Source organism: Actinosynnema sp. NPDC050801 (genome assembly GCF_040673975.1).
In the GTDB taxonomy this organism is placed as follows: Bacteria; Actinomycetota; Actinomycetes; order Mycobacteriales; family Pseudonocardiaceae; genus Actinosynnema.
Genome location: NZ_JBFAQZ010000001.1, coordinates 451,886 through 477,799 on the forward strand (window position 1 = coordinate 451,886; position 25,914 = coordinate 477,799).

General features: G+C 71.1%; 29 protein-coding genes. 21 read left to right on the forward strand and 8 right to left on the reverse strand.

Annotated features, from left to right (window positions below; translation table 11 throughout):
• Positions 1-108 precede the first annotated feature (108 nt).
• The 5 genes from AB0K14_RS02210 to AB0K14_RS02230 all read left to right on the forward strand — a co-directional run bounded on the left by AB0K14_RS02210 (position 109) and on the right by AB0K14_RS02230 (position 5,937).
• Positions 109-1,791 carry an ABC transporter substrate-binding protein gene (locus AB0K14_RS02210; protein ID WP_360454589.1) on the forward strand — a complete coding sequence of 561 codons (1,683 nt, stop codon included), beginning with the start codon at positions 109-111 and terminating at the stop codon, positions 1,789-1,791.
• A 37-nt stretch (positions 1,792-1,828) separates the two neighbouring features.
• Entirely contained in the window at positions 1,829-2,833 is a 1,005-nt protein-coding gene (locus tag AB0K14_RS02215; RefSeq protein WP_360454592.1) for an ABC transporter permease, read from the forward strand.
• Between the two features lie 6 nt (positions 2,834-2,839).
• On the forward strand, positions 2,840-3,772 hold the full coding sequence (locus tag AB0K14_RS02220) for an ABC transporter permease (protein ID WP_360454595.1): 933 nt from the start codon (positions 2,840-2,842) through the stop codon (positions 3,770-3,772).
• A 3-nt stretch (positions 3,773-3,775) separates the two neighbouring features.
• A complete protein-coding gene (locus AB0K14_RS02225; protein ID WP_360454598.1) occupies positions 3,776-4,771 on the forward strand; it encodes an ABC transporter ATP-binding protein in 996 nt (331 codons plus the stop codon).
• A 62-nt stretch (positions 4,772-4,833) separates the two neighbouring features.
• Positions 4,834-5,937, forward strand: coding sequence for an ABC transporter ATP-binding protein (locus AB0K14_RS02230; RefSeq protein WP_360454851.1), 1,104 nt, complete (start codon positions 4,834-4,836; stop codon positions 5,935-5,937).
• A 76-nt stretch (positions 5,938-6,013) separates the two neighbouring features.
• On the opposite strand, the gene AB0K14_RS02235 is transcribed toward AB0K14_RS02230, so the two are convergent.
• Positions 6,014-6,721, reverse strand: a complete 708-nt coding sequence (locus AB0K14_RS02235; protein WP_360454601.1) for an SDR family oxidoreductase — start codon at positions 6,719-6,721, stop codon at positions 6,014-6,016.
• A gap of 83 nt (positions 6,722-6,804) precedes the next feature.
• On the opposite strand from AB0K14_RS02235, the gene AB0K14_RS02240 reads away from it, so the two are divergent.
• The gene (locus tag AB0K14_RS02240; protein WP_360454603.1) at positions 6,805-7,248 is read left to right on the forward strand and encodes a helix-turn-helix domain-containing protein; all 444 of its coding nucleotides are present in this window, start codon (positions 6,805-6,807) and stop codon (positions 7,246-7,248) included.
• A 95-nt stretch (positions 7,249-7,343) separates the two neighbouring features.
• Here AB0K14_RS02240 and AB0K14_RS02245 read toward each other — a convergent pair whose 3' ends face one another.
• Positions 7,344-7,907, reverse strand: coding sequence for a TIGR03086 family metal-binding protein (locus AB0K14_RS02245; RefSeq protein WP_360454606.1), 564 nt, complete (start codon positions 7,905-7,907; stop codon positions 7,344-7,346).
• 48 nt (positions 7,908-7,955) lie between these two features.
• On the opposite strand from AB0K14_RS02245, the gene AB0K14_RS02250 reads away from it, so the two are divergent.
• A complete protein-coding gene (locus AB0K14_RS02250; protein WP_360454609.1) occupies positions 7,956-8,657 on the forward strand; it encodes a TetR/AcrR family transcriptional regulator in 702 nt (233 codons plus the stop codon).
• A 245-nt stretch (positions 8,658-8,902) separates the two neighbouring features.
• On the forward strand, positions 8,903-9,286 hold the full coding sequence (locus AB0K14_RS02255) for a hypothetical protein (protein ID WP_360454612.1): 384 nt from the start codon (positions 8,903-8,905) through the stop codon (positions 9,284-9,286).
• A gap of 188 nt (positions 9,287-9,474) precedes the next feature.
• On the opposite strand, the gene leuA is transcribed toward AB0K14_RS02255, so the two are convergent.
• A complete protein-coding gene (gene leuA, locus AB0K14_RS02260; RefSeq protein ID WP_360454615.1) occupies positions 9,475-11,265 on the reverse strand; it encodes a 2-isopropylmalate synthase in 1,791 nt (596 codons plus the stop codon).
• A 228-nt stretch (positions 11,266-11,493) separates the two neighbouring features.
• Between leuA and AB0K14_RS02265 the strand changes: the two genes are divergently transcribed.
• Complete coding sequence (locus tag AB0K14_RS02265; protein ID WP_360454618.1) at positions 11,494-11,793, forward strand: hypothetical protein; 300 nt, start codon at positions 11,494-11,496, stop codon at positions 11,791-11,793.
• Positions 11,794-11,835: 42 nt separating this feature from the next.
• The gene (locus tag AB0K14_RS02270; RefSeq protein ID WP_360454621.1) at positions 11,836-12,153 is read left to right on the forward strand and encodes a hypothetical protein; all 318 of its coding nucleotides are present in this window, start codon (positions 11,836-11,838) and stop codon (positions 12,151-12,153) included.
• Here AB0K14_RS02270 and AB0K14_RS02275 read toward each other — a convergent pair.
• On the reverse strand, positions 12,118-12,720 hold the full coding sequence (locus AB0K14_RS02275) for a nitroreductase family protein (protein ID WP_360454624.1): 603 nt from the start codon (positions 12,718-12,720) through the stop codon (positions 12,118-12,120). The two genes, AB0K14_RS02270 and AB0K14_RS02275, sit on opposite strands and share 36 nt — an antisense overlap.
• The gene (locus tag AB0K14_RS02280) at positions 12,720-13,919 is read right to left on the reverse strand and encodes a glycosyltransferase 87 family protein (RefSeq protein WP_360454627.1); all 1,200 of its coding nucleotides are present in this window, start codon (positions 13,917-13,919) and stop codon (positions 12,720-12,722) included. Before AB0K14_RS02280 ends, AB0K14_RS02275 begins: the two co-directional genes overlap by 1 nt.
• A 101-nt stretch (positions 13,920-14,020) precedes the next feature.
• Here AB0K14_RS02280 and AB0K14_RS02285 point away from each other — a divergent pair, with 101 nt between their 5' ends.
• From AB0K14_RS02285 to AB0K14_RS02295, 3 genes are read left to right on the forward strand one after another with little or no spacing between them, the layout of a single operon-like run.
• Positions 14,021-15,286, forward strand: coding sequence for an aspartate kinase (locus AB0K14_RS02285; protein WP_360454630.1), 1,266 nt, complete (start codon positions 14,021-14,023; stop codon positions 15,284-15,286).
• On the forward strand, positions 15,283-16,374 hold the full coding sequence (locus tag AB0K14_RS02290) for an aspartate-semialdehyde dehydrogenase (RefSeq protein WP_360454633.1): 1,092 nt from the start codon (positions 15,283-15,285) through the stop codon (positions 16,372-16,374). The genes AB0K14_RS02285 and AB0K14_RS02290 overlap by 4 nt, the downstream gene beginning before the upstream one ends.
• Before the next feature lie 11 nt (positions 16,375-16,385).
• Positions 16,386-17,813 (forward strand): gluconokinase, encoded by a 1,428-nt coding sequence (locus AB0K14_RS02295; RefSeq protein ID WP_360454636.1) that lies wholly within the window; start codon positions 16,386-16,388, stop codon positions 17,811-17,813.
• On the opposite strand, the gene AB0K14_RS02300 is transcribed toward AB0K14_RS02295, so the two are convergent.
• On the reverse strand, positions 17,796-18,971 hold the full coding sequence (locus AB0K14_RS02300) for an MFS transporter (RefSeq protein ID WP_360454639.1): 1,176 nt from the start codon (positions 18,969-18,971) through the stop codon (positions 17,796-17,798). The genes AB0K14_RS02295 and AB0K14_RS02300 overlap by 18 nt on opposite strands.
• Positions 18,972-19,056: 85 nt before the next feature.
• Here AB0K14_RS02300 and AB0K14_RS02305 point away from each other — a divergent pair, with 85 nt between their 5' ends.
• Together AB0K14_RS02305 and AB0K14_RS02310 are read left to right on the forward strand one after the other, a co-directional pair.
• Entirely contained in the window at positions 19,057-19,527 is a 471-nt protein-coding gene (locus tag AB0K14_RS02305; RefSeq protein WP_360454642.1) for a Fur family transcriptional regulator, read from the forward strand.
• A gap of 31 nt (positions 19,528-19,558) precedes the next feature.
• Complete coding sequence (locus AB0K14_RS02310) at positions 19,559-21,007, forward strand: catalase (protein ID WP_360454645.1); 1,449 nt, start codon at positions 19,559-19,561, stop codon at positions 21,005-21,007.
• Between the two features lie 245 nt (positions 21,008-21,252).
• Here AB0K14_RS02310 and AB0K14_RS02315 read toward each other — a convergent pair whose 3' ends face one another.
• Complete coding sequence (locus AB0K14_RS02315) at positions 21,253-21,495, reverse strand: hypothetical protein (protein ID WP_360454648.1); 243 nt, start codon at positions 21,493-21,495, stop codon at positions 21,253-21,255.
• A gap of 91 nt (positions 21,496-21,586) precedes the next feature.
• Between AB0K14_RS02315 and AB0K14_RS02320 the strand changes: the two genes are divergently transcribed.
• From AB0K14_RS02320 to AB0K14_RS02330, 3 genes are read left to right on the forward strand one after another with little or no spacing between them, the layout of a single operon-like run.
• A complete protein-coding gene (locus AB0K14_RS02320) occupies positions 21,587-21,886 on the forward strand; it encodes a YbaB/EbfC family nucleoid-associated protein (protein ID WP_360454651.1) in 300 nt (99 codons plus the stop codon).
• 27 nt (positions 21,887-21,913) lie between these two features.
• Positions 21,914-22,234 carry a DUF2563 family protein gene (locus AB0K14_RS02325; protein WP_360454654.1) on the forward strand — a complete coding sequence of 107 codons (321 nt, stop codon included), beginning with the start codon at positions 21,914-21,916 and terminating at the stop codon, positions 22,232-22,234.
• Positions 22,231-22,875, forward strand: coding sequence for a hypothetical protein (locus AB0K14_RS02330; protein WP_360454657.1), 645 nt, complete (start codon positions 22,231-22,233; stop codon positions 22,873-22,875). Before AB0K14_RS02325 ends, AB0K14_RS02330 begins: the two co-directional genes overlap by 4 nt.
• A gap of 172 nt (positions 22,876-23,047) precedes the next feature.
• On the opposite strand, the gene AB0K14_RS02335 is transcribed toward AB0K14_RS02330, so the two are convergent.
• Positions 23,048-24,115 carry an alpha/beta hydrolase gene (locus AB0K14_RS02335; protein ID WP_360454659.1) on the reverse strand — a complete coding sequence of 356 codons (1,068 nt, stop codon included), beginning with the start codon at positions 24,113-24,115 and terminating at the stop codon, positions 23,048-23,050.
• A gap of 77 nt (positions 24,116-24,192) precedes the next feature.
• On the opposite strand from AB0K14_RS02335, the gene AB0K14_RS02340 reads away from it, so the two are divergent.
• From AB0K14_RS02340 to AB0K14_RS02350, 3 genes are all read left to right on the forward strand, one after another.
• Entirely contained in the window at positions 24,193-24,753 is a 561-nt protein-coding gene (locus AB0K14_RS02340) for an NAD(P)H-dependent oxidoreductase (protein WP_360454662.1), read from the forward strand.
• Between the two features lie 113 nt (positions 24,754-24,866).
• Complete coding sequence (locus AB0K14_RS02345) at positions 24,867-25,289, forward strand: organic hydroperoxide resistance protein (protein WP_360454665.1); 423 nt, start codon at positions 24,867-24,869, stop codon at positions 25,287-25,289.
• 16 nt (positions 25,290-25,305) lie between these two features.
• Entirely contained in the window at positions 25,306-25,791 is a 486-nt protein-coding gene (locus tag AB0K14_RS02350) for a DNA starvation/stationary phase protection protein (protein WP_360454668.1), read from the forward strand.
• Positions 25,792-25,914 lie beyond the last annotated feature (123 nt).

The window sequence follows — 25,914 nt, forward strand, 5'->3', positions numbered from 1 at the left end:
CAGATTCGCGTGGCCGGATCGTGACCTGTGCTGCGCCGGAAGGGGTGTGGTGACCGGTTAGGGTCCGTGACCACACCGTGAGATCCCGGATTTCCCTAGGGGTGTTTGATGGTTCATTCCCGAACGGCCCGGCGCCGTTGGACGGCCGCGATCGGCCTGACCGGCGTCGCTGCGCTCGCACTGTCCGCCTGCGCCGAATCCGGCCGCACGGACGACCCGGGGGCCGGCCAGGTCGGTGGCACGCTCACCTTCGGTGCGGCCGGTGCTCCCAAGCTGTTCGACCCGTTCTACGCCACTGATGGCGAGACGTTCCGCGTCGCCCGCCAGATGTACGAGGGCCTGGTCGGCTTCAAGCCGGGAACCGCCGAGGTGGAGCCCGCACTGGCGACCGACTGGGACTCCTCCGAAGACGGCAAGACGTGGACGTTCACACTGAAAGAAAATGTGAAATTCCACGACGACTCCGCCTTCAACGCCGAAGCGGTGTGCTTCAACTTCGACCGCTGGTACAACCAGAAGGGCGCCGGTCAGTCCGACGCCGTTTCGCAGTACTGGCTGGACAACTTCGGCGGCTTCGCGGACACCCCCGACAAGCCGTCGCTGTACAAGTCCTGCGCGGCCAAGGACCCCAAGACCGCGGTCATCGAGCTGAACGAGGCCACCTCGCAGTTCCCGTCGGTCCTGGGCTTCACGTCGTTCTCCATCTCCAGCCCGACGGCGCTCAAGCAGTACGACGCGGACAACGTGGTCGCGGCCGGTGACAGCTTCACCTACCCGGCTTACGCCAACGAGCACCCGACCGGCACGGGCCCGTTCAAGTTCTCGAAGTTCGACAAGGCGAACAACGTCGTCGAGCTCGTCCGCAACGAGAACTACCACGGTTCGAAGGCGAAGCTCGACAAGATCGTCTTCCGGATCATCCCGGACGAGACCGCCCGCAAGCAGGCGCTGGAGGCCGGCGACATCGACGGCTACGACCTGCCGAACGCGGCGGACTGGCCGGGCCTGAAGGAGAAGGGCTTCAACGTCGCGGTCCGCCCGGCGTTCAACGTCCTGTACCTGGGCATCAACCAGAAGAACAACCCGAAGCTGCAGGACCTGCGGGTCCGCCAGGCCCTCATGTACGCGATCAACCGCGAGCAGCTGGTGAAGTCGCAGCTGCCCGAGGGCGCGACGGTGGCCACCCAGTTCATGCCGAGCACGGTCGACGGCTACAACAAGAGCATCTCCGAGGTGAAGTACGACCCGGAGAAGGCCAAGTCGCTGCTGGCCGAGGCGGGCGCGTCCGACCTGACGCTGAAGTTCTTCTGGCCGACCGAGGTCACCCGGCCGTACATGCCGAGCCCGAAGGACATCCAGGCCGCCATCGCGGGCGACCTGGAGAAGGCCGGCATCAAGCTCGACGTGTCCAGCAAGCCGTGGAACGGCGGTTACCTGACCGACGTCGACCAGGGCATCCCGGACCTGTTCATGCTGGGCTGGACCGGTGACAACGGCACCGCGCACAACTGGATCGGCACGTTCTTCGGCCGCGCCGACAACCGGTTCAACACCGGTGCGTCGCCGTGGGGCGCGGAACTGGCCACCGAGCTGGGCAAGGCGAGCGCCGAGCCCGACGAGGACAAGCGCCGCGGCCTGTACGAGGGGCTGAACAAGAAGATCATGGAGGAGTACCTGCCCGCCGTCCCGGTGTCGCACTCGCCGCCGGCCCTGGTGCTCAAGTCGGAGATCAAGGGTGTCGTGCCCAGCCCGCTGACCGACGAGAGGTTCGGTTCGGCCAGCAAGGGCTGAGTCGCACAACTCCAGATAGAGACCACGGGGTAGCTCAATGCTCCGCTACACGATCCGACGGCTCATCCAGCTGGTCGGCGTGGTGCTGGTGCTGTCCCTGCTGCTCTTCGCGTGGCTCCGCGCTCTCCCGGGAGGACCGGTCTCGGCCCTCCTGGGGGAGCGCTCCACGCCCGAGTCGCGGGAAGCCCTCACCAAACAGCTCGGCTTGGACCAGCCGATCTTCGTCCAGTACTTCAAGTTCATGGGTCGCGCGCTGTCGGGTGACTTCGGCGTCTCGACGGGCGTGCAGCCCGGCGACTCGGCCCTCGACATCTTCCTGCAGCGCTTCCCCGCCACCCTCGAACTGAGCTTCCTGGCCATCGTCATCGCCATCGCCATCGGCATCCCGCTGGGGTACATGGCCGCGAAGCGCCGCGGTGGCTGGTTCGACAACCTCAGCGTCGGCGGCTCGCTGCTCGGCGTGGCCGTGCCGGTGTTCTTCCTGGCCTACGTGCTCAAGGACGTGCTGTCGTCCGCGCTGGGCCTGCCGACCGGTGGCCGCCAGGACGCGATCGACGCCACCCGGGTCACCGGGTTCTTCGTCCTCGACGGCGTGATCACCCAGGAGTGGGACGCGGCGCTGAACGCGCTGGAGCACCTGATCCTGCCCGCGATGGCGCTGGCCACCATCCCGTTCGCGGTGGTGTTCCGGATCACCCGGGCCGCCGTGCTCGACGTGCTCGACGAGGACTTCGTGCGCACCGCCGAGTCCAAGGGCCTCACCGCGCAGACCATCCGGCGCAGGCACGTGCTGCGCAACGCGATGCTGCCGGTCGTCACCACCATCGGCCTGCAGACCGGCGCGCTGCTGGCGGGCGCGGTGCTCACCGAGAAGGTGTTCGCGTTCGCCGGTGTCGGCGAGGCGCTGGCCCTCGGCTTCGAGCGACGCGACTACCCCGTGCTGCTGCTGCTGATCATCATGGCCACGGTCGTGTACGTGGTGGTCAACCTGCTGGTGGACCTCTCGTACGCGCTCATCGACCCGCGGATCAGGACGAGGTGAGCCGCGATGGTCACTCCCACCCGTAAGAAGGACCGCATCGACAAGCTCGCCGAGAGCAGCGCCGACGCCGGCGTGAGCCTCGCCGCGAGCGCGTGGCGGACGCTGCGCCGCAGCCCGGTGTTCCTCGTCGGCGCCACCATCATCGGCCTGTTCGTGCTGGTCTCGGTGCTGTCGCCGTGGCTGGCGCCGCACGACCCGTCCGAGGCCATGCTGATCGACCAGGTCATCAAGGCGCGCAACGAGATCCCGCCGCCCCAGGACGGCCACCCGCTCGGCGGCGACCTCCAGGGCCGCGACTTCCTGTCCCGGCTGCTCATCGGCTCGCAGCAGACGCTGATCGTCGGCGTGCTGGCGACCCTGATCGGGCTGGTGGGCGGGCTCACGCTCGGCACGCTCGCGGGCGCGTTCGGCGGCTGGGTCGACTCGCTCGTCATGCGCGTGGTCGACGTCATGCTGTCGCTGCCCAGCCTGCTGCTGGCGTTCAGCATCAGCGCGATGTTCGCCAAGCCCAACCAGTACACCGTGATCATCGCGGTGGCGGTGGTGCAGATCCCGGTGTTCGCGCGGCTGCTGCGCGGGTCGATGCTGGCCCAGCGGCACAGCGACCACGTGCTGGCCGCGACCGCGCTCGGCGTGAAGCCCGGCGCCATCGTGTTCCGGCACATGCTGCCCAACTCGCTCGGCCCGGTGATCGTGCAGTCGACGCTGGTGCTGGCCACGGCCATCATCGACGCCGCCGCGCTGTCGTTCCTCGGCCTGGGCAACCCCGACGACCGGATCCCGGAGTGGGGGCAGATGCTCGGCGACGTGCAGACCGTGTTCGACACGCACCCGCAGCTGGCGTTCTGGCCCGCGGGCGCCATCATCGTCGTCGCCCTCGGCTTCACGCTGATGGGTGAAACGCTGCGTGAAGCCCTCGACCCCAAGAGCAGGCGGTGAGTCGTGCCACTCCTGGAAGTACGTGACCTCACCGTGGTCTTCGAGCGCAAGGGGGAGAAGTCCTTCACCGCCGTGGACCACGTGAGCTTCGACGTGGAACCGGGCCAGACCGTCGGCCTGGTCGGCGAGTCGGGGTGCGGCAAGTCCGTGACGTCGCTGGCGATCATGGGGCTGCTGCCCAAGCGCGGCGCGCGCGTGTCCGGTTCGGTGCGGTACGAAGGCGTGGACCTGCTGTCGCTGTCGGACCGCGAGATGCGCGACCGGCGCGGCCGCGACCTGGGCATGGTGTTCCAGGACCCGCTGTCCTCGCTGAACCCGGTGATCCCGATCGGGTTGCAGGTCACCGAGGTGCTGGAGCGGCACCGCGACCTGCCGCGCAAGAAGGCGATGCTGGAGGCGGCCGAGCTGCTGGACAAGGTCGGCATCCCCGACCCGACCCGGCGGCTGTCGGAGTACCCGCACCAGCTGTCCGGCGGCATGCGGCAGCGCGCGCTGATCGCCATCGCCCTGGCGTGCCGGCCGCGGCTGCTGATCGCGGACGAGCCGACGACGGCGCTGGACGTGACGATCCAGGCGCAGATCCTGGCGCTGCTGAAGGAACTGGTGCACGACATGGGCACCGCGCTGGTCATGATCACGCACGACCTGGGCGTGGTCGCGGGCCTGTGCGACGAGGTGAACGTGCTCTACGCCGGGCGCGTGGTGGAGAAGGCGCACCGGCACGAGCTGTTCGCCGCGCCGCGCCACCCGTACACGCACGGCCTGCTGTCGTCGATCCCGCGGCTCGACGCGCCGCGCGGCGAGAGGTTGAACCCGATCAGGGGTTCGGTGTCGGACAACATCCCGTGGACGCAGGGGTGCGCGTTCGCGCCCCGGTGCCCGAACAAACTGGACGTGTGCGTGCAGGTGACGCCCGAGCAGGAGGACATCGGCGGCGGCCGGTTGCTGCGCTGCCACAACCCGGTGCGGCCGCCGGTGGTCGAGGAGGTGTCGGTGTGAGCACCGCGACCACCCCCCAACCGGAGAGCCCCCAGCCCGGCGCTCCGGCGTCCGAGAGGCCCCTGGGCGAGACGTTGGTGTCCGTCGAGGGCATCAAGGTGCACTTCCCGATCAAGCGGGGCGTGATCCTCGACCGGACGGTCGGCCACGTGTACGCGGTGGACGGGGTCGACCTGTCCGTGCGGCGCGGCGAGACCTACGGCCTGGTCGGCGAGTCCGGCTGCGGCAAGTCCACCCTCGGGCGGGCGGTGCTGCGGCTGTCCGAGCCGACGGCGGGGCGGGTCGTGTTCGACGGCACGGACCTGTCGACGTTGAAGGGCGAGCAGCTGCGCCGGATGCGCCGCCGGATGCAGATGGTGTTCCAGGACCCGATGTCGTCCCTGGACCCGCGGCAGTCGGTGGAGTCGATCCTGGTCGAGGGCCTGCGGGCGCACGACCTGGACAAGGGCCGCGAGCAGACCGGCGAGCGGTTGCGCTCGTTGCTGTCGGCGGTCGGGCTGCCGTCCACGTCGCTGCGCAAGTACCCGCACGAGTTCTCCGGCGGTCAGCGGCAGCGCATCGGCATCGCGCGGGCGCTGGCGGTCGAACCGGACCTGATCATCGCCGACGAGCCGGTGTCCGCGCTGGACGTGTCGGTGCAGGCGCAGGTCGTCAACCTGCTGGAGGAGCTGCAGGAGGAGTTCGGGCTCACCTACCTGGTGATCGCGCACGACCTCGCCGTGGTGCGGCACATCTCCGACCGGGTCGGCGTGATGTACCTGGGCGGCCTGGTGGAGGAGGCGACCTCGGACGGCCTGTACGCCGAGCCCCTGCACCCGTACACCAAGGCGTTGCTGTCCGCGATCCCCGTGCCGGACCCGCTGGTCGAGGACCGGCGCGAGCGCATCCTGCTGTCCGGCGACCTCCCGTCGCCCGCCAACCCGCCCAAGGGCTGCCGCTTCCACACCCGCTGCCCGTGGAAGCAGGCGACCCGCTGCGACACCGAGCGGCCCGAGCTGCGCGAGGTGCTGCCGGGGCACAAGGTCGCCTGCCACTGGGCGGAGGACATCCGGGCGGGCGCCATCCGGCCGCACGAGGTGCAGGCCGTCCTGGTGGAGGAGGACGGCATCTCGCCGGACGTCCCGCTGGTCGGCCCGGCCTCGGTGACGGAGGCGTTGAACCCGTGAGCCGTAGGTCCGGGGCGCCGTCCACCGACGGCGCCCCGGACCGGCGGTGCGGACCGGTCGGCCGGACCCGGACCGGTCAGACCCGGGCGGCCCGCGGGTAGAGCAGGGTCGGGTCGGCGGCCAGGGCGGCCTTGAGGTCGACGACCCCCTGGTCGGCCAGCACCTCGATCCGGTCGGCCGCGACACCGTCGAGGGCGGCGCGCACCACGTCGGCCGGGTCGTTCTTGGGCATGTCGAGGCCCGCGGTCATGTCGGTGTCGGTCGGGCCCAGCAGCAGACCGGTGACCAGCGTGCCCTGGCCCGCGAGCTCCACGCGGACGCCGTTGGTGAGGCTCCACTGCGCCGCCTTGGCCGCGCTGTACGCGGTGGCGCGGTCGTAGGACACCCAGGACATCGAGGACAGCACGTTCAGGATCGCCCCTCCGCCGTTGGCGGCCAGGACGGGCGCGAACGCGCGGATCACGTCCAGCGTGCCGTAGAAGTGGGTGTCCATCTCCAACCGGATCGCGGCCGGGTCGCCGGTGACGAGGTTCTCGCCGGTGATCACGCCCGCGTTGTTGACCAGCAGGGTGACGTCGGCGGCGACGCTCGCCGCGGCGGCGATCGACCCGGGGTCGGTGACGTCCAGGCGCAGCACCTCGACGCCCGGCAGGTCGACCCGGTCCGGGTTGCGGGCCGTCGCGTAGACCTTGGCCGCGCCCCGGTCCAGCAGCTGCCGCGCGAACTGCCGGCCGAGGCCGCGGTTGGCCCCGGTGACCAGGGCGACCGAGTTGGCGATCTCCATGCGTTCTCTCCCCTGAGCGTGGGTTGGTGCGCCCAACCTAGCGGGGGCTGGCTTGGGTCTGACAACCCAGCCATACTGGGGCCGTGACGGCACCCGACGGCTCGCCCTGCGCCATGGTCAAGGCGGTGGAGGTCGTCGGCGAGCGCTGGACGTTCCTCGTGCTGCGCGAGGCGCTGGCGGGTGCCAGCCGGTTCTCGGAGTTCCGCGCCGCGCTGGGCATCGCCTCCGACGTGCTCGCGGCCCGGCTCGCCAAGCTGGTGGACACCGGGCTGATGTGCCGGCGGGGCTACCGGGAGCCGGGGCAGCGCCCCCGCGAGGGCTACCACCTCACCGAGGCGGGCAGGCGGCTGAGCGTGGTGCTGTGCGCGTTGCAGCAGTGGGGCGACGAGCACATCCCGTGCACCACCCCCACGGTCGACTACCGCGCCACCGACGGGCGTGCGGTGTCGGTGCGGTTCGTGGACGCGGACGGTGTCGTGGTCCCGGCGCACGACGTCCGGGCGGAGCGCACGGCGCCGGTTGCCTAGAGGTCCGGCGGTACCGACCCGGCGGTCAGGTCAGGTCGGGGGGAACCGCGTCGGGGCGCCTCCCCCTGTCGGCGGCGCCCCGACGCGGTGGTCGGTCAGGCGGACCAGGTCGGCGCGCGGCCGAGCAGGGCCACCAGGCGGTCCGTGACCGGCGCGTCCTCCGGCACGGGGACCGGCATCGCGAACGCGCCGCCCGGACCGCGCACGTCCGGCGTCGTCGGGTAGTGCCGCGCCATCCGGTAGGCGGCGGTCGCGAGTTCGGGGTCGAGGGTGCTGTCGACGCCGATCGCGCGGGACAGGTCCCAGGCGTGCACCAGGTTGTCCACGAAGTGCCCGGCGACCAGGTCGCGGCCCGGGCGGCGGCCGTAGCCGGGGAACTCGGCGTCGCGCTCCAGCACGCCCTCGGCGCGGAACGCCTCGGTGGCCGCGTCGGTCGCCGCCCGGTACGCGGTGAGCATGTCGTCGTCGGCCGGCGCCTCCACGTCCGCGTGGCGGATGGCCGCGGTGAACGACAGCGTCATCTCGACCTGGTGGCGCAGCAGTTCGTAGACCGTCCAGCCGGCGCACGGCGTGGCCAGGTCCAGGTGGGCTTCGTCGAGCTCCGCCATCAGCTTCAGGTTGAGGTCGAGTGCCGACCGGTTCAGGTCCAGGAGATCCATGGTGTCCACCCCTCAAGTTGTACGAACGATCGTACAATTAGTTTGGCGGTGGTCAAGGGGGATAGCGTGGACGTCGTGAAGGTCGACGGACGGGTGGAGCGCGGCGAGCAGACGCGGCGGCAGATCCTGCGCCGGGCGGCGGAGATCGCGTCGGTCGAAGGGCTGGAGGGCCTGTCGATCGGGCGGTTGGCCACCGAGCTGGAGGTCAGCAAGAGCGGGGTGTTCGCGCACTTCGGGTCGAAGGAGGAGTTGCAGCTGTCGACCGTGCGCGCGGCGGCGGCGATCTTCGCGCGGCAGGTGGTGGAGCCCGCGCTGACCGTGCCGCCCGGGTTGGCGAGGTTGGAGCTGCTGCTGGACGGGTGGCTGGCGTACTCGGAGAACCGCACGTTCCCCGGCGGGTGCTTCTTCTACGCCGTGCAGGCCGAGTTCGACGCCCGGCCGGGGCGGGTGCGCGACGCCATCGCCGGGTACGGGCGCGAGTGGAACTCCTACGTGCGCCAGACGATCGGCGAGGTCGGCGGGATAGCCGACCCGGACCAGCTGACGTTCGAGCTGATCGCGTTCCTGGAGATGGCCAACGCCCAGTCCGTGCTGCACGACGACCCGGACGCGTACGAACGGGCCCGCGTCGCGGTGCGCAACCGCTTGGCTCAGGCGGGTGCGGCGTCCGGTGCGGCGGCGTCGGGCACGGCGGCGTCGGGCACGGCGGCGTCGGGCACGGGCACGGCGGCGTCCACGGCCCGGCGCTGAGCGGCCTTGACCGCCATCCCGATCGGCACGCTGATCAGCGTCGCCACCCCGAACGAGATCAGCGTGGCCACCACCGGGTCGGTGAAGACCTGGCCGCCGAAGTAGCCCACCGTGGCCGTGTAGGCGCTCCACAACGTGGCGCCGACGAGCGCGATCGGCGTGAACCGCCGGAGGGGCCACCGCAGCGCGCCGGCCAGGATGGCCCCGCAAGCCCGCCGCCGGGCACGAACCGCACCCCGACCAGGATGGACTCACCGCGCGTGGCCAACCTGGCCGCCGTCCACGTGATCACCGCCCGCGGCCCGGGCCGCCGCCCGACCCGCGCGAGCGCCCGCATCCCCGCACCGCGCCCGATGCCGAAGTTGATCAGGTCGGACAACGCGCAACCGGCGGCCGCCACCGCGATCACCGCCGTCAACGACAGCTCACCGGACGCCGCCAGCACCCCGTACCCGATCAACACGGCCTCGGTCGGCGCCAGCGGCACGACGGCGACGACGAACAGCACCACGAACGCGGTCATGACCGGGGAACGCCGCCGGGTTCCCGATCATCTCCGACCTGTCGAGGTCTTCAGCAACCCGTCACCCGCGGGTCGCGAATCCGCTGGTAAGGCGCGGGCGATGTGATGTGCGGCACGGGTCTCGCTGAGATCCCCGGTGCAGAACGCGGCGGTCAGGTGCGCTGTCGCGACTTCAGCAGCCGTTGGCAGGAGCCCTGGCGTTCACCGGTTCCCCGGTCGCGGTGCCGGGCACCGCCGCCGCCCGCCGCGCGTGGTCGCCCCGCCGTCGTGGAACGGCGGGGCGACCACCGCTCACTACCGGTTGGCGCGGTTGATCGCCGACACCAGGGCGCGCAGCGACGCGGCGACCGTGGAGCTGTCGATGCCGACGCCCCACAGCACCCGGTCGGAGACGGCGCACTCCAGGTAGGCCGCCGCGCGGGCGTCGTCACCCGACGACATCGCGTGCTCGAAGTAGTCCAGCACCCGCACGTCGTACCCGATGGTGGCCAGCGCGTCCACGAACGCGGCGATCGGGCCGTTGCCGCCGCCGGTGATCTCCTGCGTCTCGCCGTCCACCACCACGACGGCCTTGATCGTCTCGTGGCCGCTGCCGTCGCCGGACACCTTCTGCCGCACCAGCCTCAGCGGCGCGGTGGCGTCCAGGTACTCGTCGGAGAACGCGTCCCACATGTCCTTGGGGCCGATCTCGCCGCCGCGGGTGTCGGTGACCTCCTGGATGACCCGGGAGAACTCGACCTGCAACCGGCGCGGCAGGTCCAGGTGGTGCTCGGTCTTCATCAGGTACGCCACGCCGCCCTTGCCGGACTGCGAGTTCACCCGGATCACGGCCTCGTAGTTGCGGCCGACGTCCTTGGGGTCGATCGGCAGGTACGGGACCTCCCACGGGAACTCGTCCACGTGCTGCCCGGCGGCCTTGGCGGCGTCCTCCAGGGCCTCGAAGCCCTTCTTGATCGCGTCCTGGTGGGAACCCGAGAACGCGGTGAACACCAGGTCGCCGCCGTACGGGTGCCGTTCGGGCACGGGCAGCTGGTTGCAGTACTCGACCGTGCGCCGGACCTCGTCGATGTCGGAGAAGTCGATCTGCGGGTCGACGCCCTGGCTGAACATGTTCATGCCCAGCGTCACCAGGCACACGTTGCCGGTGCGCTCGCCGTTGCCGAACAGGCAGCCCTCGATCCGGTCGGCGCCCGCCAGGTAGCCCAGCTCGGCGGCCGCCACGCCGGTGCCGCGGTCGTTGTGCGGGTGCAGCGACAGGATGATCGACTCACGTCGCGCCAGGTTGCGCGACATCCACTCGATCGAGTCCGCGTACACGTTCGGGGTGGCCATCTCCACCGTCGCGGGCAGGTTGATGATCAGCGGCTTCTCCGGCGTCGGCCGGATGACCGCCGACACCGCGTCGCAGACCTCCAGCGCGTACGACAGCTCGGTGCCGGTGTAGGACTCGGGCGAGTACTCGTAGCGGAACTCGGTCTCCGGGTAGTCCTTCTCCTGCTCCAGCGCGAACGCGGCGGCGTCGGTGGCGATCTTCTTGATGCCCTCGCGGTCGGACTTGAACACGACCCGGCGCTGCAGGATGGACGTCGAGTTGTAGAAGTGGACGATCGCCTTGGCCGCGCCGCGCAGCGACTCGAACGTGCGGCTGATCAGCTCGGGCCGGCACTGGGTCAGCACCTGGATGGTGACGTCGGGCGGGATCGCGCCGTCCTCGATGATCTCGCGGACGAAGTCGAAGTCGGTCTGCGACGCGGCCGGGAAGCCGACCTCGATCTCCTTGTAACCCATCCGGACGAGCAGGTCGAACATCTTGCGCTTGCGCGCGGGCGACATGGGGTCGATCAGGGCCTGGTTGCCGTCGCGCAGGTCGACGGCGCACCACAGCGGCGCCTTGGTGATCCGCTTGGTCGGCCAGGTCCGGTCGGGTACGTCGACCGCTTCCACCTGGTCGTGGAACGGCCGGTAGCGGTGCACCGGCATCGACGTGCCGCGCTGTGGGTTCCACGCGGGCTGGTCGGGCACGGGACGGGCCGGGGGCCGGATGCGGCTGGTGCCGGAGGTGTAGGCATCGTGACTGGTGTTCATGTTCGCGGTGCTCCTGCTGCTGCCGGTGGGATGACGACCGGCGGGCAACGCTCGTTCCCGCGACGGGGGGCCGGTCTGATCAGACCCCGTCACGGCGGCGAAGCAGGAGGGCACGTGCCATGCCGCACAGGTTAACCGCATTCCGCGCCGGCGTGGAACCGAGCGCCCATATGGTGGAACTTCACCCATCCGAGTTTCACTCGATCGTGCATTGGGCATCTTCTTGACATGTCCAGATGGCGAACCTCAACGCGCAGCGGCAGCTCCACGGCCGCGCGAGTGATCCGCGGTGTCGGTGCCGTTTTCGCGGGCATCGAGGTGCTGTACATCCTCATGCTCCTCATCGGGGTGAACACGGCCAACGCGTTCTTCCGCTTCATCCAGCAGCTCGCCGAGCCGCTGGCGCTGTTCTTCCCAGGCCTGTTCCAGACGGGCAACGCCAACCTCGACGTGATCCTGAACTACGGTCTCGCGGCTGTGTTCTGGCTCGTCGTCGCCGGCCTGCTCGCCCGCCTCGTCGCCCGCTAGCGGGCCGTCGAAAGTCGCGGGAAGGCGTGCCACACTCCCGTCATGGCTGAACACCGGACCGCGCACCGCTCGGTGCGCACGAAGGTCGTGTCGGTCGTGGCGGGAGTGCTCGGTTGGGCGGGTCTGCTGGCCGCCGTCGTGCTCGTGGCGCACGTCCTGCTGACCGTCGGCGGCGCGAACCCGGCGAACTCGATCACCACCACCGTCGCGACCTGGGCCGACCGGCTCGCGCTCGGGTTCCGCGACCTCTTCACCCCTGAGGACGCCAAGCTGCGCGTGCTGGTCGACTACGGCTTGGCGGCGCTGTTCTGGTTGGTCGCGCGCTCACTCGTGCTCAGGCTCGTCCGCCGCCTCGCCTGAGCCGGGGAAGGCGGGCCGGCCCCACCGCCCCGTGAACGCGGTCTCGGTGAGCGGCTTGCGCACCCGCGGTCGCCGTTCCCGGGCACGCAGGTCCTCGGGCAGGTCCGCATCGTCGCCGAGCAGCCCGACCGCGATCACCACGACCGGCCGCACGTGGTCGGGCAGCCCGAACGCCTCCCGCACCGCGTCCGGTGAGAACCCGCCGATCTGGTGCGTGACCAGGCCGGACTCCACCGCCCGCAGCACCAGGTTCTGCACCGCGAGGCCCAGCGCGAACTCGGTGTTCGGCACCGGACCGCGTTCGTCGGTCTCGGCCACCGCGCCGACGAGCAGCACCGAGGCGCGCCCGGCCCACGTCCGGTTACCGGGCCGCAGCGCCGCGAAGATTCGCTCGAACGTGTCGTCGCCGCGGTACCCGACGAGGAAGCGGGCGGGTTGCGTGTTGCCGTGCGAGGCCGCCCACCGGGCCGCTTCCAGCAGCACGCGCACGGTGTCCGGCGACACCTCGGCCGTGCCGTCGAACGCCCGCGGGCTCCAGCGCCGTGCGATCAGGTCGTCGAGTTCCATCAGATCGCATACTGCCAAGCCGTGATGGCGTACGCGCCGAACCACGCGCTGAACACCGAAACACCCACCAGCACCGCCACCACCGTGCTCGTCCGCCGCCGCGCCAGCGCCACCGCGACCGGTACCAGCAGCGTGAACGCGGGCAGCAGCAGCCGCGCCTTCGAGTTCATCAGGCCGTTCGACCCCAGGTCCATGGCGAGCACGCCGACGCCGTACACGATCAGCGGCCACGCCAGCCGGCGCCGGAAGCTCAGCACCACCAGCGCCAGCGCCACCACCAGCAGCCACACCGTGGTCAGCTCCAGCACCGACCTCGGGTCACCCAGGATGAGCAGCGCGAACTTCCCGGTGGCGGCACCGCCGTCGAACCGGGAGTCCCACCCGGTCCGCTGCACGGCGAACCAGCCGTCCCACCGGCCGGTGCGCAGCGCGACGTACCCGAGGTACCCGAGCAGGCCGAGCGGCGCTACCAGCCCGCCGACCCACGCCCGCCAGTCGTCCCGGCGGTGCCACACCGCCACGGCCGCCGCCGCGCACACCGCCAGGACCAGCGCCGCCGCCGTCGGCCGCACCAGCCCCGCCGCCGCGCAGCACACGCCGGCCGGCACCCAGCGCCGCTCCACCACGCCCACGAGCGACCACACGGCCAGCGCGCAGAACGTCGCCTCGGAGTAGGTCATGGACAGCGCCACCGCCATCGGTGACGCCGCGAACAGCACGACCAGCACCAGCCCGGCGCGCCGCGACCCGTCGAACACCCGCGAGCCCAGCCGCGCCAGGCCGTAGGCGCAGCACACGCCGCTGACCAGGCTCACCGCGAACGCCGCGCCGACCGTCGGCACACCGGGCAGCCCGTCGACCCACCGCACCAGCGTCGGGTAGCCGGGGAAGAACGCCAGCGGCGTCTCCGCGGTGCGCCGCCCGAACGCGTCCACCAGCCACTCCGGCACGTTGCCGTAGCCGCCCTCGGCGATGCCCAGGAACCACTGCCCGTCCCACGACGTGAGCGCCCTGGTGACGTCCTTGTCCCACCGCGCCGCCATCAGCTGCAGCACGAGCAGCCCGAGTTCGCGCACGGCCAGGTAGAGCACGGCCGGCGCCAGCACGACGGTCACCCGGTGTCCGGCCACGCGCGCCGGCAGCCCACGCGCGCGGGGCGCGTCGTCGGGGTCCACGCGAACGGCCTCCAGGGTCGACACGGGGTCGAGAGTAGTGGGCGTCACGGCGACCGCTGTCCACTCCTTGGGCCAGGTAGTCTCCCCGGTGAGCTGGGCTTGAAGCACCTGGGAGGAGTGGGTCTGTGGCGCTCGTCGTCCAGAAGTACGGCGGTTCCTCGGTCGGGAGCGCCGAGCGGATCAAACGGGTGGCCGAGCGCATCGTCGCGACCCGCAAAGCGGGCAACGAGGTCGTCGTCGCCGTCTCCGCGATGGGCGACACGACCGACGAGCTGCTCGACCTCGCCCGCCAGGTGTCCCCGGTGCCGCCCGCCCGCGAGATGGACATGCTGCTCACGTCCGGTGAGCGCATCTCCATGTCGTTGCTGGCGATGGCGATCAGCTCGCTGGGCGCCGAGGCGCGCTCCTACACCGGCTCGCAGGCCGGCGTGATCACCACGTCGGTGCACGGCAAGGCGCGCATCATCGACGTGACGCCCAGCCGCATCCAGGACGCGCTGGCCGAGGGCGCCATCGCGATCGTCGCGGGTTTCCAGGGCGTCAGCCAGGACAGCAAGGAGATCACCACGCTCGGCCGCGGCGGCACCGACACCACCGCGGTGGCGTTGGCGGCGGCGCTGAAGGCCGACGTCTGCGAGATCTACACCGACGTGGACGGCGTGTTCACCGCCGACCCGCGCATCGTGCCGAACGCCAAGCGGCTGGAGACCATCACCTACGAGGAGATGCTCGAGATGGCGGCGAGCGGGGCCAAGGTGCTCATGCTGCGCTGCGTCGAGTACGCCCGCCGCTACGGCGTCCCGGTGCACGTCCGATCTTCGTTCAGCAACAAGCCCGGGACCATCGTGTCCGGGTCAGTGGAGGACCTTCCCGTGGAACAGGCGATGATCACCGGCGTCGCGCACGACCGGTCCGAGGCCAAGGTGACCGTGACCGCGGTGCCCGACCTGCCCGGCATGGCGGCGCGGATCTTCCGCGTCGTGGCCGAGGCGGAGCTCGACATCGACATGGTTGTGCAGAACGTCTCGCAGGCCGTGTCCGGCCGCACCGACGTGACGTTCACCCTGCCGAAGGACGACGGGCCGCGCGCGGTCGCCGCGTTGGAGAAGGCGCGCGAGGAGATCGGCTTCGACCAGGTGCTCTACGACGACCACGTGGGCAAGGTGTCGCTGGTCGGCGCCGGCATGCGCTCGCACCCCGGCGTGACCGCGCAGTTCTGCGAGGCGCTGGCCGCGGCGGGCGTCAACATCGAGATCATCTCCACCTCGGAGATCCGGATCTCGGTCATCTGCCGCGACACGCAGCTCGACGACGCCGTGCGCGCGCTGCACGACGCGTTCGAGCTCGGCGGCGACGAGGAAGCCGTGGTCTACGCGGGGAGCGGACGATGAACGAGACCTCAGGTGTGATCGTCCCGCAGGGACCGGTGCTGGCCCTGGTGGGCGCGACGGGCGCGGTGGGCACCGTCATGATCGACATCATCAACGGCCGGGAGTCCGTGCCGTGGGGTGAGATCCGGCTGATCGCGTCACCGCGCTCGGCCGGCAAGAAGATCACCGTGCGCGGCGACGAGCTGACCGTGGTCGCGCTGTCGCCCGAGGCGTTCGACGGCGTCGACATCGCCATGTTCGACGTGCCGGACGAGGTCTCGGCCGAGTGGGCGCCGATCGCCGCGTCGAAGGGCGCGGTCGCGGTGGACAACTCGGGTGCGTTCCGGATGGACCCCGAGGTGCCGCTGGTGGTGCCCGAGGTGAACGCGGACCGGATCGGCGAGCGTCCCAAGGGGATCATCGCGAACCCCAACTGCACGACGTTGTCCATGATGGCCGCGCTGGGCGCCCTGCACCGGGAGTTCGAGCTGCGCGAGCTGGTCGTGGCGTCCTACCAGGCGGCGTCGGGTGGCGGGCAGGCGGCGATCGACCGGCTGTACGCGGAGACCTCGGCGTTGGCGGGCAAGGAGGTCGGCGTGCGCGCGGGCGACGTGCGGGAGACGCTGGAGGCCGCCGGGCTGCCGGTGTCCGACTCGCCGTTCCCCGCACCGCTGGCGTTGAACGTGGTGCCGTGGGCGGGGTCCTTGAAGGACGACGGGTGGACCAGCGAGGAGCTGAAGGTCCGCAACGAGTCCCGCAAGATCCTGGGCATCCCGGAGCTGAAGGTGTCCGCGACGTGCGTGCGCGTGCCCGTGGTGACGACGCACTCGTTGGCGGTGCACGCGACGTTCGCCCGCGAGGTCACCGTCGAGCAGGCGCACAAGATCTTCGACGCGCAGCCCTCGATCGTGCTGGTGGACGACCCGGCGGCGAAGCGGTTCCCGACGCCCGCGGACGTCGTGGGCGGCGACCCGACCTACGTCGGCCGGGTGCGCCAAGCGCTGGACTTCCCGAACACGCTGGACTTCTTCGTGTGCGGTGACAACCTGCGCAAGGGTGCGGCGCTGAACACCTACGAGATCGCCGAGGAGTTGGCGGGCCGCCTGTAGGTTTCACTCCCATGGCTGACGTAGTGCTCGCGATCGACCTCGGTACGACGTCGACCAAGGTCATCGCGGTGGACCGGAACGCGGGCGTGGTGGCATCGGCGGAGCACGGCTACCCGATGCGCACCACGCCCTCCGGTGAGGCGACCCACGACCCCGTCGAGGTGTGGGACGCGGCGCTGCGGGCGCTGCGCGAGGTCGCGGCGCAGGGCCACGTGGTGCGGGCGCTGTCGTTGACCGGCGCGATGCACACCCTGGTGGGGTTGGACTCCTCGGGCACGCCCGTCACGCCGTCGTTGTCGTGGGCGGACAACCGCGCGGTGGAGCAGACGGCACGCCTGCGAGGCACGGCCGAGGGCATCGCGCTGCACCGCGCCACCGGCACCCCGATCCACACCATGTCGCCGCTGGTGAAGCTGGCGTGGTTCAAGGAGCAGGCGTTCACGGCGGCGCGCTGGTGCGGCCTGAAGGACTTCGTGGCGCTCCAGCTGACCGGCGTGCCGGTGACCGAGCACTCCACGGCGTCCGCGACCGGCTTGATGGACCTCGAATCGCTGGACTGGCACCCGGACGCGCTGGACTTCGCCGGTGTCCGCGCCGACCAGCTGCCGGAGCTGCGCGCGCCGGTCGACTCGTTCCCGCTGACGCTGGACGTCCCCGGTGTGCCCGCCGGCACCCCGGTCGTGCTCGGCGGCGGTGACGGGCCGATGGCGAACCTCGGCGTCGGCGCCGTCCTGCCCGGTGTGGCGGCCGTGTCGCTCGGCACGAGCGGCGCGCTGCGCGTGGTCCGCGACCGTCCCGCCGTGGACGAGCGGGGCCGGGTGTTCTGCTACGCCATCGCCGAAGGGCTGTGGGTGCTCGGCGGTGCCGTCAGCAACGGCGGCGTGGTCGCGCAGTGGGCGGCCGAGGCGTTCGGCGCCGACCTGGTGGCCCTGCTGGACGAAGCCGCCGAGGTGCCCGTGGGCGCGGCCGGCGTCACCGCGTTGCCGTACCTGCTCGGCGAGCGCGCGCCGTGGTGGGACGCGGGCGCGACGTCGGCGGTGATCGGCCTGCGGCGTGAGCACGGGCGCGCAGTGATCACCCGCGCGCTGGTCGAGGGCGTGTCGCAGCAGTTGGCGCTGGTGCTGGACGCGGTGCGGTCGGTGGCCGACGTGCACGCGGTCCGGGTGACCGGCGGCGCGTTCCGCAGCGACCTGTGGGCGACCGTGCTGGCGTCCGCGCTGGGCCTCCCGCTGGAACTGGCCGACGACAGCGAGGGCTCCGGCGTCGGCGCGGCCCTGGTCGCCTGGCGGGCCCTGGGCGAGATCGGGTCGCTGACTGTCGCCGCCGACCTGATCAAGCCGGTGAAGACGATCCCGCCCGACCCCGACGCGGTCCGCCACTACGCTGCGGCACGCCCCGGCATCGACCGCCTCTACCAGGCGCTACGCGACCTGGTGTGACGTGCGGACGCGGCCGCCGAGCACCACCGTGCCCGCCGCGACCACGACCGCGCCGACGCCCGCCACCGCGAAGCCCCACCCCGGTGACGAGTGGTCGATCACGACACCGGTGACCGGCGCGCCCACCGCGACGCCCAGCGTGAACGCCGAGCTCTGCAAGCCCATCGCCACACCGCGCGCGGACACCGGCGCGTACTTCGTGATCAGCTCGCCGGTGGCGGTGATCGTGGGCGCGCACAGGAAGTTCGTCGGCACCAGCGCCAGCGCGAGCCACCACGGCGACCAGCCGAACAGGCCGATCGGCACGGCCAGCAACCCCATGCCGCCCATCAGCGCCCACAACGGCGGCACGCGCGTCAGACCGCCGTAGAGGAAACCGCCCGCCAGCGACGCCACGCACATCACCACGATCATCGCGCCGGTCCACCCGGTCAGCCCGAGCCCGCGCATCGACGCCACCACCGACACCTCGACGCCCGACAGCACGAACGTCGCGCCGCCCGCGCTGATCAGCACGCCCAGCAGCCTGCCGTCCAGCCACTCCCGCCGGGGCACCCGCGCGCCGCTCGTCTCGCCCTCGTGCCGCACCGGCGGGTTCACCGCGTACAGGATCGCGCCGATCAAGACCATGGACGCGCCGATCGCCCACATCGCCGTCCGGCTCGACGCCTGCGTGGTGAGCGCCACGCCCAGCGCGGGCCCGGCCATGAACGAGACCTCCACGGCCATCGAGTCCATCGCCAGCGCGGTGCGCCTGCGGTCCTCCGGCACGAGCGCGGTCAGGATCTGGCGACCGAGCGACATGACGGGCATCACGGTGATGCCGGTGGCGAAGCACGTGACGAGCAGCACCTCGTAGGACAGCAGCGGGGCGACGAACCAGAAGACGCCCTCGGTGACCACCGACAGGGCCAGCATGGCGCGCAGGCCGCGCCGGTCGACCAGGTGTCCCATCAGCGGCGAGCCCACCGCGATGCCGATCGTGCTGACCGCCCCGACCAGGCCCGCGGCACCGTAACCCCGGTCCAGGGCGAGCAGGACGTGCATGGTGATCGTCATGCCCGCGGCCGTCGGGGGCACGCGCGCCAGCAGCATCAACAGCATGAAGCCGGGCACGCGCGGCGTTCGGAGGACGGCCAGGTAGTGAGAGACGTTCACGTGCCCATCTTCACGTGCGGCGGCAACAGGTTTAACCGTTCGTTTTCTTGACTCGTTCCAGAAAGCGTGGTGGAGTGGTGGAGCCATGACCCCAGAACCCCGTCAGCTGCTCAAGGACGCCGGCCTGCGCATCACCGCACCCCGGCTCGCGGTCCTCGACTGGCTCGCCGCACACCCGCACGCCACGGCCGACGCGGTCGCCGAGGGCGTGCGGGCCAGGTTGGGAACCGTGTCGACGCAGGCCGTCTACGACGTGCTGAAGGCGTGCGCGCGGACCGGGTTGTTGCGCCGGATCGAACCCGCCGGGCACCCGGCGCGGTACGAGACGCGGACCGGCGACAACCACCACCACCTCGTGTGCCGGGTCTGCGGCCGGACCGAGGACGTCGACTGCGTCCACGGCGCCGCACCCTGCCTGGAACCCTCCGACACGGTCGGCTTCGCCGTGGACGAGGCGGAGGTCCTGTTCTGGGGTCTGTGCCCGGACTGCCTCCGGGCCCCGGAGCGACCCGGGGACCCGGATCGACCTGGGGCCCCGGATCGAATCGGGCACTGACTGCCGCCCCCCACCAGAAGGAGTCACCAGCGTGACCGAACCGCGTCACACCACCAACAACGCAGGCATCCCGGTCGCGAGCGACGACCACTCGCTGACCCTCGGCGCCAACGGCCCGATCCTGCTGCAGGACCACTACCTGATCGAGAAGAACGCCCAGTTCAACCGGGAGCGGGTGCCCGAGCGGGTCGTGCACGCCAAGGGTGGCGGTGCGTTCGGTTACTTCGAGACGAGCGAGGACGTCAGCCGCTTCACCAAGGCGGCGCTGTTCCAGCCCGGCGTGAGGACGGAGACGCTGCTGCGGTTCTCCACCGTCGCCGGTGAGCTCGGCTCCCCCGACACGTGGCGCGACCCCCGCGGTTTCGCGCTGAAGTTCTACACCACGCAGGGCAACTACGACCTCGTCGGCAACAACACCCCGGTGTTCTTCCTGCGCGACCCGATCAAGTTCCCCGACTTCATCCGCTCGCAGAAGCGCCGCGCCGACACCGGCCGCCGCGACCACGACATGCAGTGGGACTTCTGGACCCTCCAGCCGCAGACGTCGCACCAGGTGACGTGGCTGATGGGCGACCGGGGCATCCCGAAGACCTGGCGGCACCAGAACGGCTACGGCTCGCACACCTACCTGTGGGAGAACGCCGCCGGCGAGAGGTTCTGGGTCAAGTACCACTTCAAGACCGACCAGGGCATCGAGACCCTGACCTCGGAGCAGGCCGCGAAGATCGCCGGCGAGGACGCCGACGCGCACCGCGCCGATTTGTGGCACGCCATCGAGCGCGGCGAGTTCCCGTCGTGGACGCTGCACGTCCAGGTCATGCCGTACGCGGACGCGGCGACGTACCGCTTCAACCCGTTCGACCTGACCAAGGTGTGGCCGCACGCCGACTACCCGTTGATCAGGGTCGGCAAGCTGGTCCTCGACCGCAACCCGGCCGACTACTTCGCCGAGATCGAGCAGGCCGCGTTCGAGCCGACGAACCTGGTGCCCGGCATCGGCACGTCGCCGGACAAGATGCTGATCGGGCGGATCTTCTCCTACCCGGACGCCCACCGGTACCGGATCGGCGCGAACTACAACGAGCTGCCGGTGAACCGGCCGAAGTCGCCGGTGAACTCGTACTCCAAGGACGGCGCGATGCGGTTCGGCAACGCCGTCGACCCGGTGTACGCGCCCAACTCCTACGGCGGCCCGCACGCCTCCGCCGAGGCGTCCGGCGAGGTGGCGTCGGCGTACGGCGTCGAGGACGCTGTCACCCGTTCGGCGTACAGGCTGCACGCGGAGGACGACGACTTCGGCCAGGCCGGCACGCTGATCCGCGAGGTCATGGACGAGGGCCAGCGGGAACGCCTCGTGCAGACCGTGATCGCGCACGCCTCGAACGGCGTGTCCGAGCCCGTGCTGGAGCGCGTGTTCGAGTACTGGCGCAACATCGACAAGCAGACCGGCGACAAGATCGCCGCAGCCTTCGGCAAGTGATCGTCCCCAGGACTGTGCACCCCTGATAGTGCACACCCCGACAGGGCCGCCCAGATGAGTCCGCCCGGACGAGTCCGGGCGGCCCTGTCCCTTCTCCCGGGGGGCAGAACCGCTCCGCATCGCCGGCGAGGGGAATGTCCGCGCAACCCGCCGACGGGTGCGTCGGACGAGGAAGAAGACGTCTCCCGAACCCGGTCCCCACGAGCCAAGTACCGAGCAGGGGTCGCCGGAATTCCGAGCCGACGCTACGAACCGGTCTCCCGGCCCTTCTGCCACGGATAGCGCGGCACCACCAGCTCGAACGAGTCCACCAACCACGTCTCCCGCGTCTCCGCCTCCGATGGGAACGCGGAAGCGGGTCCCGCCGGCCGCTCCGCGGCGGCACCGGTCCCACGCGTGGTGACCCGGACCCACCGAGGCTCGCCGTCGGTCACAGGTGCGGCGGGCGGTGGTGCGTCACCCACCCGAACCCGCACCCAATAGCTCACGATCTTCAGATTACCGTAGCCATATCGGAACCAACCTCGGATGATCTACGTCCGAACGGGTACACCGTGCCGCTGATCGGGGGACGCGCGCGTGACGGATCAACCATCGCTGGACGAGCTGGCGGCCCGCGCCGAACGGCTCGACCAGGCGCGGCTCGCGCTCAAACGGGACCTGGCCGAACGCGTCGTGCTGGGCCGCGACGACAGCGGCCTGGTCGAGATCGGCGTGGACCACACGGCCGAGGTCGTCGAGGTCGCGGTGAACGCCGCGCTGGTGGGCAGGGTCGACCCGAAGGTGCTCGCCAACGCGGTCCTCCAGGCCGCGGGCGAGGCGCAGCGCAAGGCCCGCGAACTGGTCGCGGAGCGGCGTTCGTACTACCTGGGCACGTAGCATTAGCAGGTCAGCAGGGGGGAAGACATGGCAGGTTTCAAGGTCGACACCGGTCGGCTGCGCGAGTCCGCCAACGGGTTCCAGCGCGCAGGCGACCACGCGGGCGCGGCGGCGGGCTCGTTGGGCGGCACCACCGTCCCGAGCGGCGCGTTCGGCGTCTCCGGCCCGGCCCGCGGGCTGGCCGCGGACCTGGACGCGATCGTCGCACGTCGTCACGACCGGGTCGCGCAGCGCCGCGACCGGTTGGCCGAGATCGCCGACCGGGTGCGCCGGGACGCCGACGAGTACGACCGCTCCGACTCCGACGGCACGGAGGACATCAACCGATCCGGTGAAGGACTGCGATGACCCACCCCGCACTGCAGCAGGCGGCGGACGGCTGCGCCCGGCTCGCGCAGGCCGCCCGCACCGTCGGCTCACCGGACCCGGTCGCCGCGATCCGGCAGGTCGACTACGACCCGCAGGCCGTCGAGGCGTACGCCCAGCAGCTCGGCGCCGTCGCGGCGGACCTCGACAAGGCGATCGCCGAGCACGAGCAGGCGATCGCCGAGCACGAGGCGAGCTCCGAGGGTTCCGCGTCGGACTCCGCGCACGTGGCCATGAGCGAGGAACTGGCCAAGCTCCGCGACGAGCGCAAGCTGGTGCAGGTGCTGGTCGACGAGGTCCATCGGATCGCCACGCGGATGGACGAGCTCGCCCGGTCCGCGTCCGAGGAGATCCTGGCGATCGCCGCGCGGGCCGACCCCGCCGTCGCCGTGGTGCTGGACGGCAGCTGGCTCGACGACGCGACCGGCGAGGGCGCGCGGGCCGAGGAGACCGTGCACCTCGCCATCGCCGAGATCATCAAGGTGTGCCAGAAGACCCAGGACCAGGTCGCCGTGCTCCAGTCCGAGCTCAACGCGACGATGGACACCGCGGAGGGCGGCGGTGGCGATTCCGCCGCGGCCGGCACCCCGAGCGGCGGAGCCGAAGCGGGCACGCCCGACTGATCCTGCACGCCCGACTGATCCTGCACGCCCGACTGATCCTGCACGCCCGACTGATCCTGCACGCCCGACTGATCCTGCACGTTCGACTGAACCTGCACGTTCGGCTGAACCGACAGCCGCTTGAACCGGCGGAGCGGGCCGGTCGCCCCCACGCGGCGCGACCGGCCCGCCGTCACGCGGTCTCGGGGATGTCCTGCCTGGTGTTGGCCAGCGCCAACCCGGTGCGCAGCGACCCCACCGCCTCCGCCACCGCCTCACGGAACACACCGCCGACGCCGAGGATGTTCGCGTACCCGTGGAACAGCCCCTCGTACCGCCGCAGCACCACCGGCACGCCCTGCCGCGCCAGCTTCTCCGCGAACGCCTCGCCCTCGTCCCGCAACGGGTCGAACCCGGCGGTCGCCAGGTACGTCGGCGGCAACCCGCTCAAGTCCTCCGCCAGCAGCACGGACAGCCGCGGGTCGGTGTGCGTGTCGCGTGACGGCGCGTAGTGGTCGAGGAACCAGTCCATCTTCTGGTCGGTGAGGAAGAACCCGTTGCCGAACAGCTCCCGCGACCGCCGCCGCACCGACGCGTCCACCGCCGGGTAGAACAGCAGCAGGAACACCGGCTTCACCTCACCGGCGTGCAACGCGGTCACCGCCGCCAGGTTCCCGCCCGCGCTGTCACCGCCCAACGCGATCCGGCGCGGGTCGATCCTCAGCTCCTCGGCGTGCGCCACCGCGTACTCGAACGCGGCCCGCGCGTCGTCCGTCGCGGCCGGGAACGGGTGCTCCGGCGCCAGCCGGTAGTCCGCCGACAGCACCCGCACCCCGCCCTCGACGGCCAGGAACCGGCACAGGTTGTCGTGGCTGTCCAGGTCGCCGCTGACCCACCCGCCACCGTGGTAGAAGACGAGCAACGGCGAGCCGGCGGCCAGGCCGGTCGGCTCGTAGAACCGCGCGCCGACGCCGTCCAGCGACAGCGAGCGCACCGCCACGCCGCCGATGACCGGACCGCAGACCAGCGCGTTGCTGCGGCTCAGCGCCTTGCGGTTGGCGCTGGGTGTGGTCGTCTGCCAGTCCTCGCCGCTGAGTTGCTGCAACTTCAGCAGGAGCTGGGCTTCCGGGTGGAGCCGCTGTCCGTCCAGCGTGATCGGGGGGCCGGCGATCAACCTGCGCAGCGACGTGGGCAGGCCGAACACGAAGCGGAGGGCACCGGCCAGGACACCGGGAGGGAGCGACTCGGCGAGCTTCGACATGAGACGCACGTTACTAGTCGGTAGGGGTTCGGGCGAGCGTTGGACCTCCAGTTAGGTGCAGGTGGCAGGATCGACGCATGACGGTCACCGTGGTGGGCATCGGCGGATCCCTCCGCCCCAACTCGCAGTCCGAGCGCGCGATGAGGATCGCCCTGGAGGGCGCGGTGGACGCGGGCGCGAAGGTCGTCGAGGTGTCCGGACCCGACCTGGTGCTGCCGTTCTACGACCCGGCCATCCCGGACCGCACCGACAACGCCCGGCGGCTGGTGGAGGCGCTGCGCGTCGCCGACGGCGTGGTGCTGGTGTCACCGGGCTACCACGGCACGGTGTCCGGCCTGGTCAAGAACGCCCTGGACTACATCGAGGACCTGCGCGGCGACGAACGCCCCTACCTGGACGGCCGGGCGGTCGGCTGCGTGGCGACGGCCCAGGGCTGGCAGGCGTCGGTGACCACGCTCACCGCGTTGCGCTCGATCGTGCACGCTCTGCGCGGCTGGCCCACGCCGTTGGGCGCGGCGGTGAACTCGCGCGAGGTCGAGTTCGACCTCGAAGGCGGCTGCTCGGTGCCCTCGGTGGCCGACCAACTGCGCACGATCGGGCGACAGGTGGCGGACTTCGCCGTGTCGAGGGCGGGCTGAGCGGGTACGTGTGGGAGGGGCGTGAGCTGCCACACGACCGGGTGTGGTTCGGCCTCGGCCGGGTGTTGGGCTGATCGACGGGCCCACCACCAGCTCAAAGGAGAGCGTTCACCATGCAGGTGCTCTACACCGCGCAAGCCATCGCTGTCGGAGACGGACGCAACGGAGAGGTCCGCTCCTCCGACGGGGTGATCGACGAACAGCTCTCCACGCCCAAGGAGCTGGGCGGCCCCGGCGGGGACAAGACCAACCCCGAGCAGCTGTTCGCGGCCGGGTACGCGGCGTGCTTCCACAGCGCGCTCAAGGTCGCCGCCCGCCAGGCCAAGGTCAAGCTCGGCGAGACGACGGTGACCGCGAAGGTCGACCTCGGCCCGAACGGCAGCGGCGGCTTCCAGCTGGCCGTGGAGCTGGTGACGCACATCCCGGGCGTCGAGCAGGACGTGGCCGACGGGCTGGCCGCCGCGGCGCACCAGATCTGCCCCTACTCCAACGCAACGCGAGGCAACATCGAGGTGGCTCTCACGACCACCGTTTAGAGGAGGCGTCAGACCCATGGGCAAGTCTCAGAAGTCTCCGATCACCAGCTCGCTGTCCGACGCCGACAAGGCGTCGGTCGCGGGGGTGCTGCAGGCCACGCTGGTCGACCTGGTCGACCTGTCGCTGGTGGCCAAGCAGGCGCACTGGAACGTGGTCGGCAAGAACTTCCGCAGCGTCCACCTCCAGCTCGACGAACTGGTGACGACGGCGCGGACCTACACCGACGAGGTCGCCGAACGGGCCGCCGCGCTCGGCATCTCGCCCGACGGCAAGGCGAAGACCGTGGCCGAGGGCTCGGGCGTGCCGGAGTTCCCCGGCGGGTGGTTGAAGGAGGAGCAGGTCGTCACCGCGGTCGTCACCGCGCTGGGCGAGCTGATCGTGCGGCTGCGCGGCCGCATCGACGAGACCGACAAGTCCGACCTCGTCACCCAGGACCTGCTGATCGAGATCACGAAGAACTTCGAGCAGGCCCACTGGATGTGGCAGGCCCAGCAGGCCTGACCAGCGGCTCGACGGGCCTGATCAGGCCTTCACGGGGGCCACCGGACCACCGGTGGCCCCCGAAATCGTCAGACCTCGTCGGTAACCTGAAAGCAGGGGACCCCCTGGCGGGGACGCCTGCGC

Excerpts from the sequence above, each read along its gene's own strand:
- AB0K14_RS02295 (WP_360454636.1), top strand. The coding sequence starts at position 16,386 with ATGGCTGACGTAGTGCTCGCGATCGACCTCGGTACGACGTCGACCAAG.
- AB0K14_RS02245 (WP_360454606.1), bottom strand. The coding sequence starts at position 7,907 with ATGGATCTCCTGGACCTGAACCGGTCGGCACTCGACCTCAACCTGAAG.
- AB0K14_RS02330 (WP_360454657.1), top strand. The coding sequence starts at position 22,231 with ATGACCCACCCCGCACTGCAGCAGGCGGCGGACGGCTGCGCCCGGCTC.
- AB0K14_RS02265 (WP_360454618.1), top strand. The coding sequence starts at position 11,494 with ATGTCCAGATGGCGAACCTCAACGCGCAGCGGCAGCTCCACGGCCGCG.
- AB0K14_RS02345 (WP_360454665.1), top strand. The coding sequence starts at position 24,867 with ATGCAGGTGCTCTACACCGCGCAAGCCATCGCTGTCGGAGACGGACGC.
- AB0K14_RS02220 (WP_360454595.1), top strand. The coding sequence starts at position 2,840 with ATGGTCACTCCCACCCGTAAGAAGGACCGCATCGACAAGCTCGCCGAG.
- AB0K14_RS02340 (WP_360454662.1), top strand. The coding sequence starts at position 24,193 with ATGACGGTCACCGTGGTGGGCATCGGCGGATCCCTCCGCCCCAACTCG.
- AB0K14_RS02275 (WP_360454624.1), bottom strand. The coding sequence starts at position 12,720 with ATGGAACTCGACGACCTGATCGCACGGCGCTGGAGCCCGCGGGCGTTC.
- AB0K14_RS02305 (WP_360454642.1), top strand. The coding sequence starts at position 19,057 with ATGACCCCAGAACCCCGTCAGCTGCTCAAGGACGCCGGCCTGCGCATC.
- AB0K14_RS02325 (WP_360454654.1), top strand. The coding sequence starts at position 21,914 with ATGGCAGGTTTCAAGGTCGACACCGGTCGGCTGCGCGAGTCCGCCAAC.
- AB0K14_RS02270 (WP_360454621.1), top strand. The coding sequence starts at position 11,836 with ATGGCTGAACACCGGACCGCGCACCGCTCGGTGCGCACGAAGGTCGTG.
- AB0K14_RS02290 (WP_360454633.1), top strand. The coding sequence starts at position 15,283 with ATGAACGAGACCTCAGGTGTGATCGTCCCGCAGGGACCGGTGCTGGCC.
- AB0K14_RS02350 (WP_360454668.1), top strand. The coding sequence starts at position 25,306 with ATGGGCAAGTCTCAGAAGTCTCCGATCACCAGCTCGCTGTCCGACGCC.
- AB0K14_RS02335 (WP_360454659.1), bottom strand. The coding sequence starts at position 24,115 with ATGTCGAAGCTCGCCGAGTCGCTCCCTCCCGGTGTCCTGGCCGGTGCC.
- AB0K14_RS02210 (WP_360454589.1), top strand. The coding sequence starts at position 109 with ATGGTTCATTCCCGAACGGCCCGGCGCCGTTGGACGGCCGCGATCGGC.
- leuA (WP_360454615.1), bottom strand. The coding sequence starts at position 11,265 with ATGAACACCAGTCACGATGCCTACACCTCCGGCACCAGCCGCATCCGG.
- AB0K14_RS02255 (WP_360454612.1), top strand. The coding sequence starts at position 8,903 with ATGGACTCACCGCGCGTGGCCAACCTGGCCGCCGTCCACGTGATCACC.
- AB0K14_RS02235 (WP_360454601.1), bottom strand. The coding sequence starts at position 6,721 with ATGGAGATCGCCAACTCGGTCGCCCTGGTCACCGGGGCCAACCGCGGC.
- AB0K14_RS02215 (WP_360454592.1), top strand. The coding sequence starts at position 1,829 with ATGCTCCGCTACACGATCCGACGGCTCATCCAGCTGGTCGGCGTGGTG.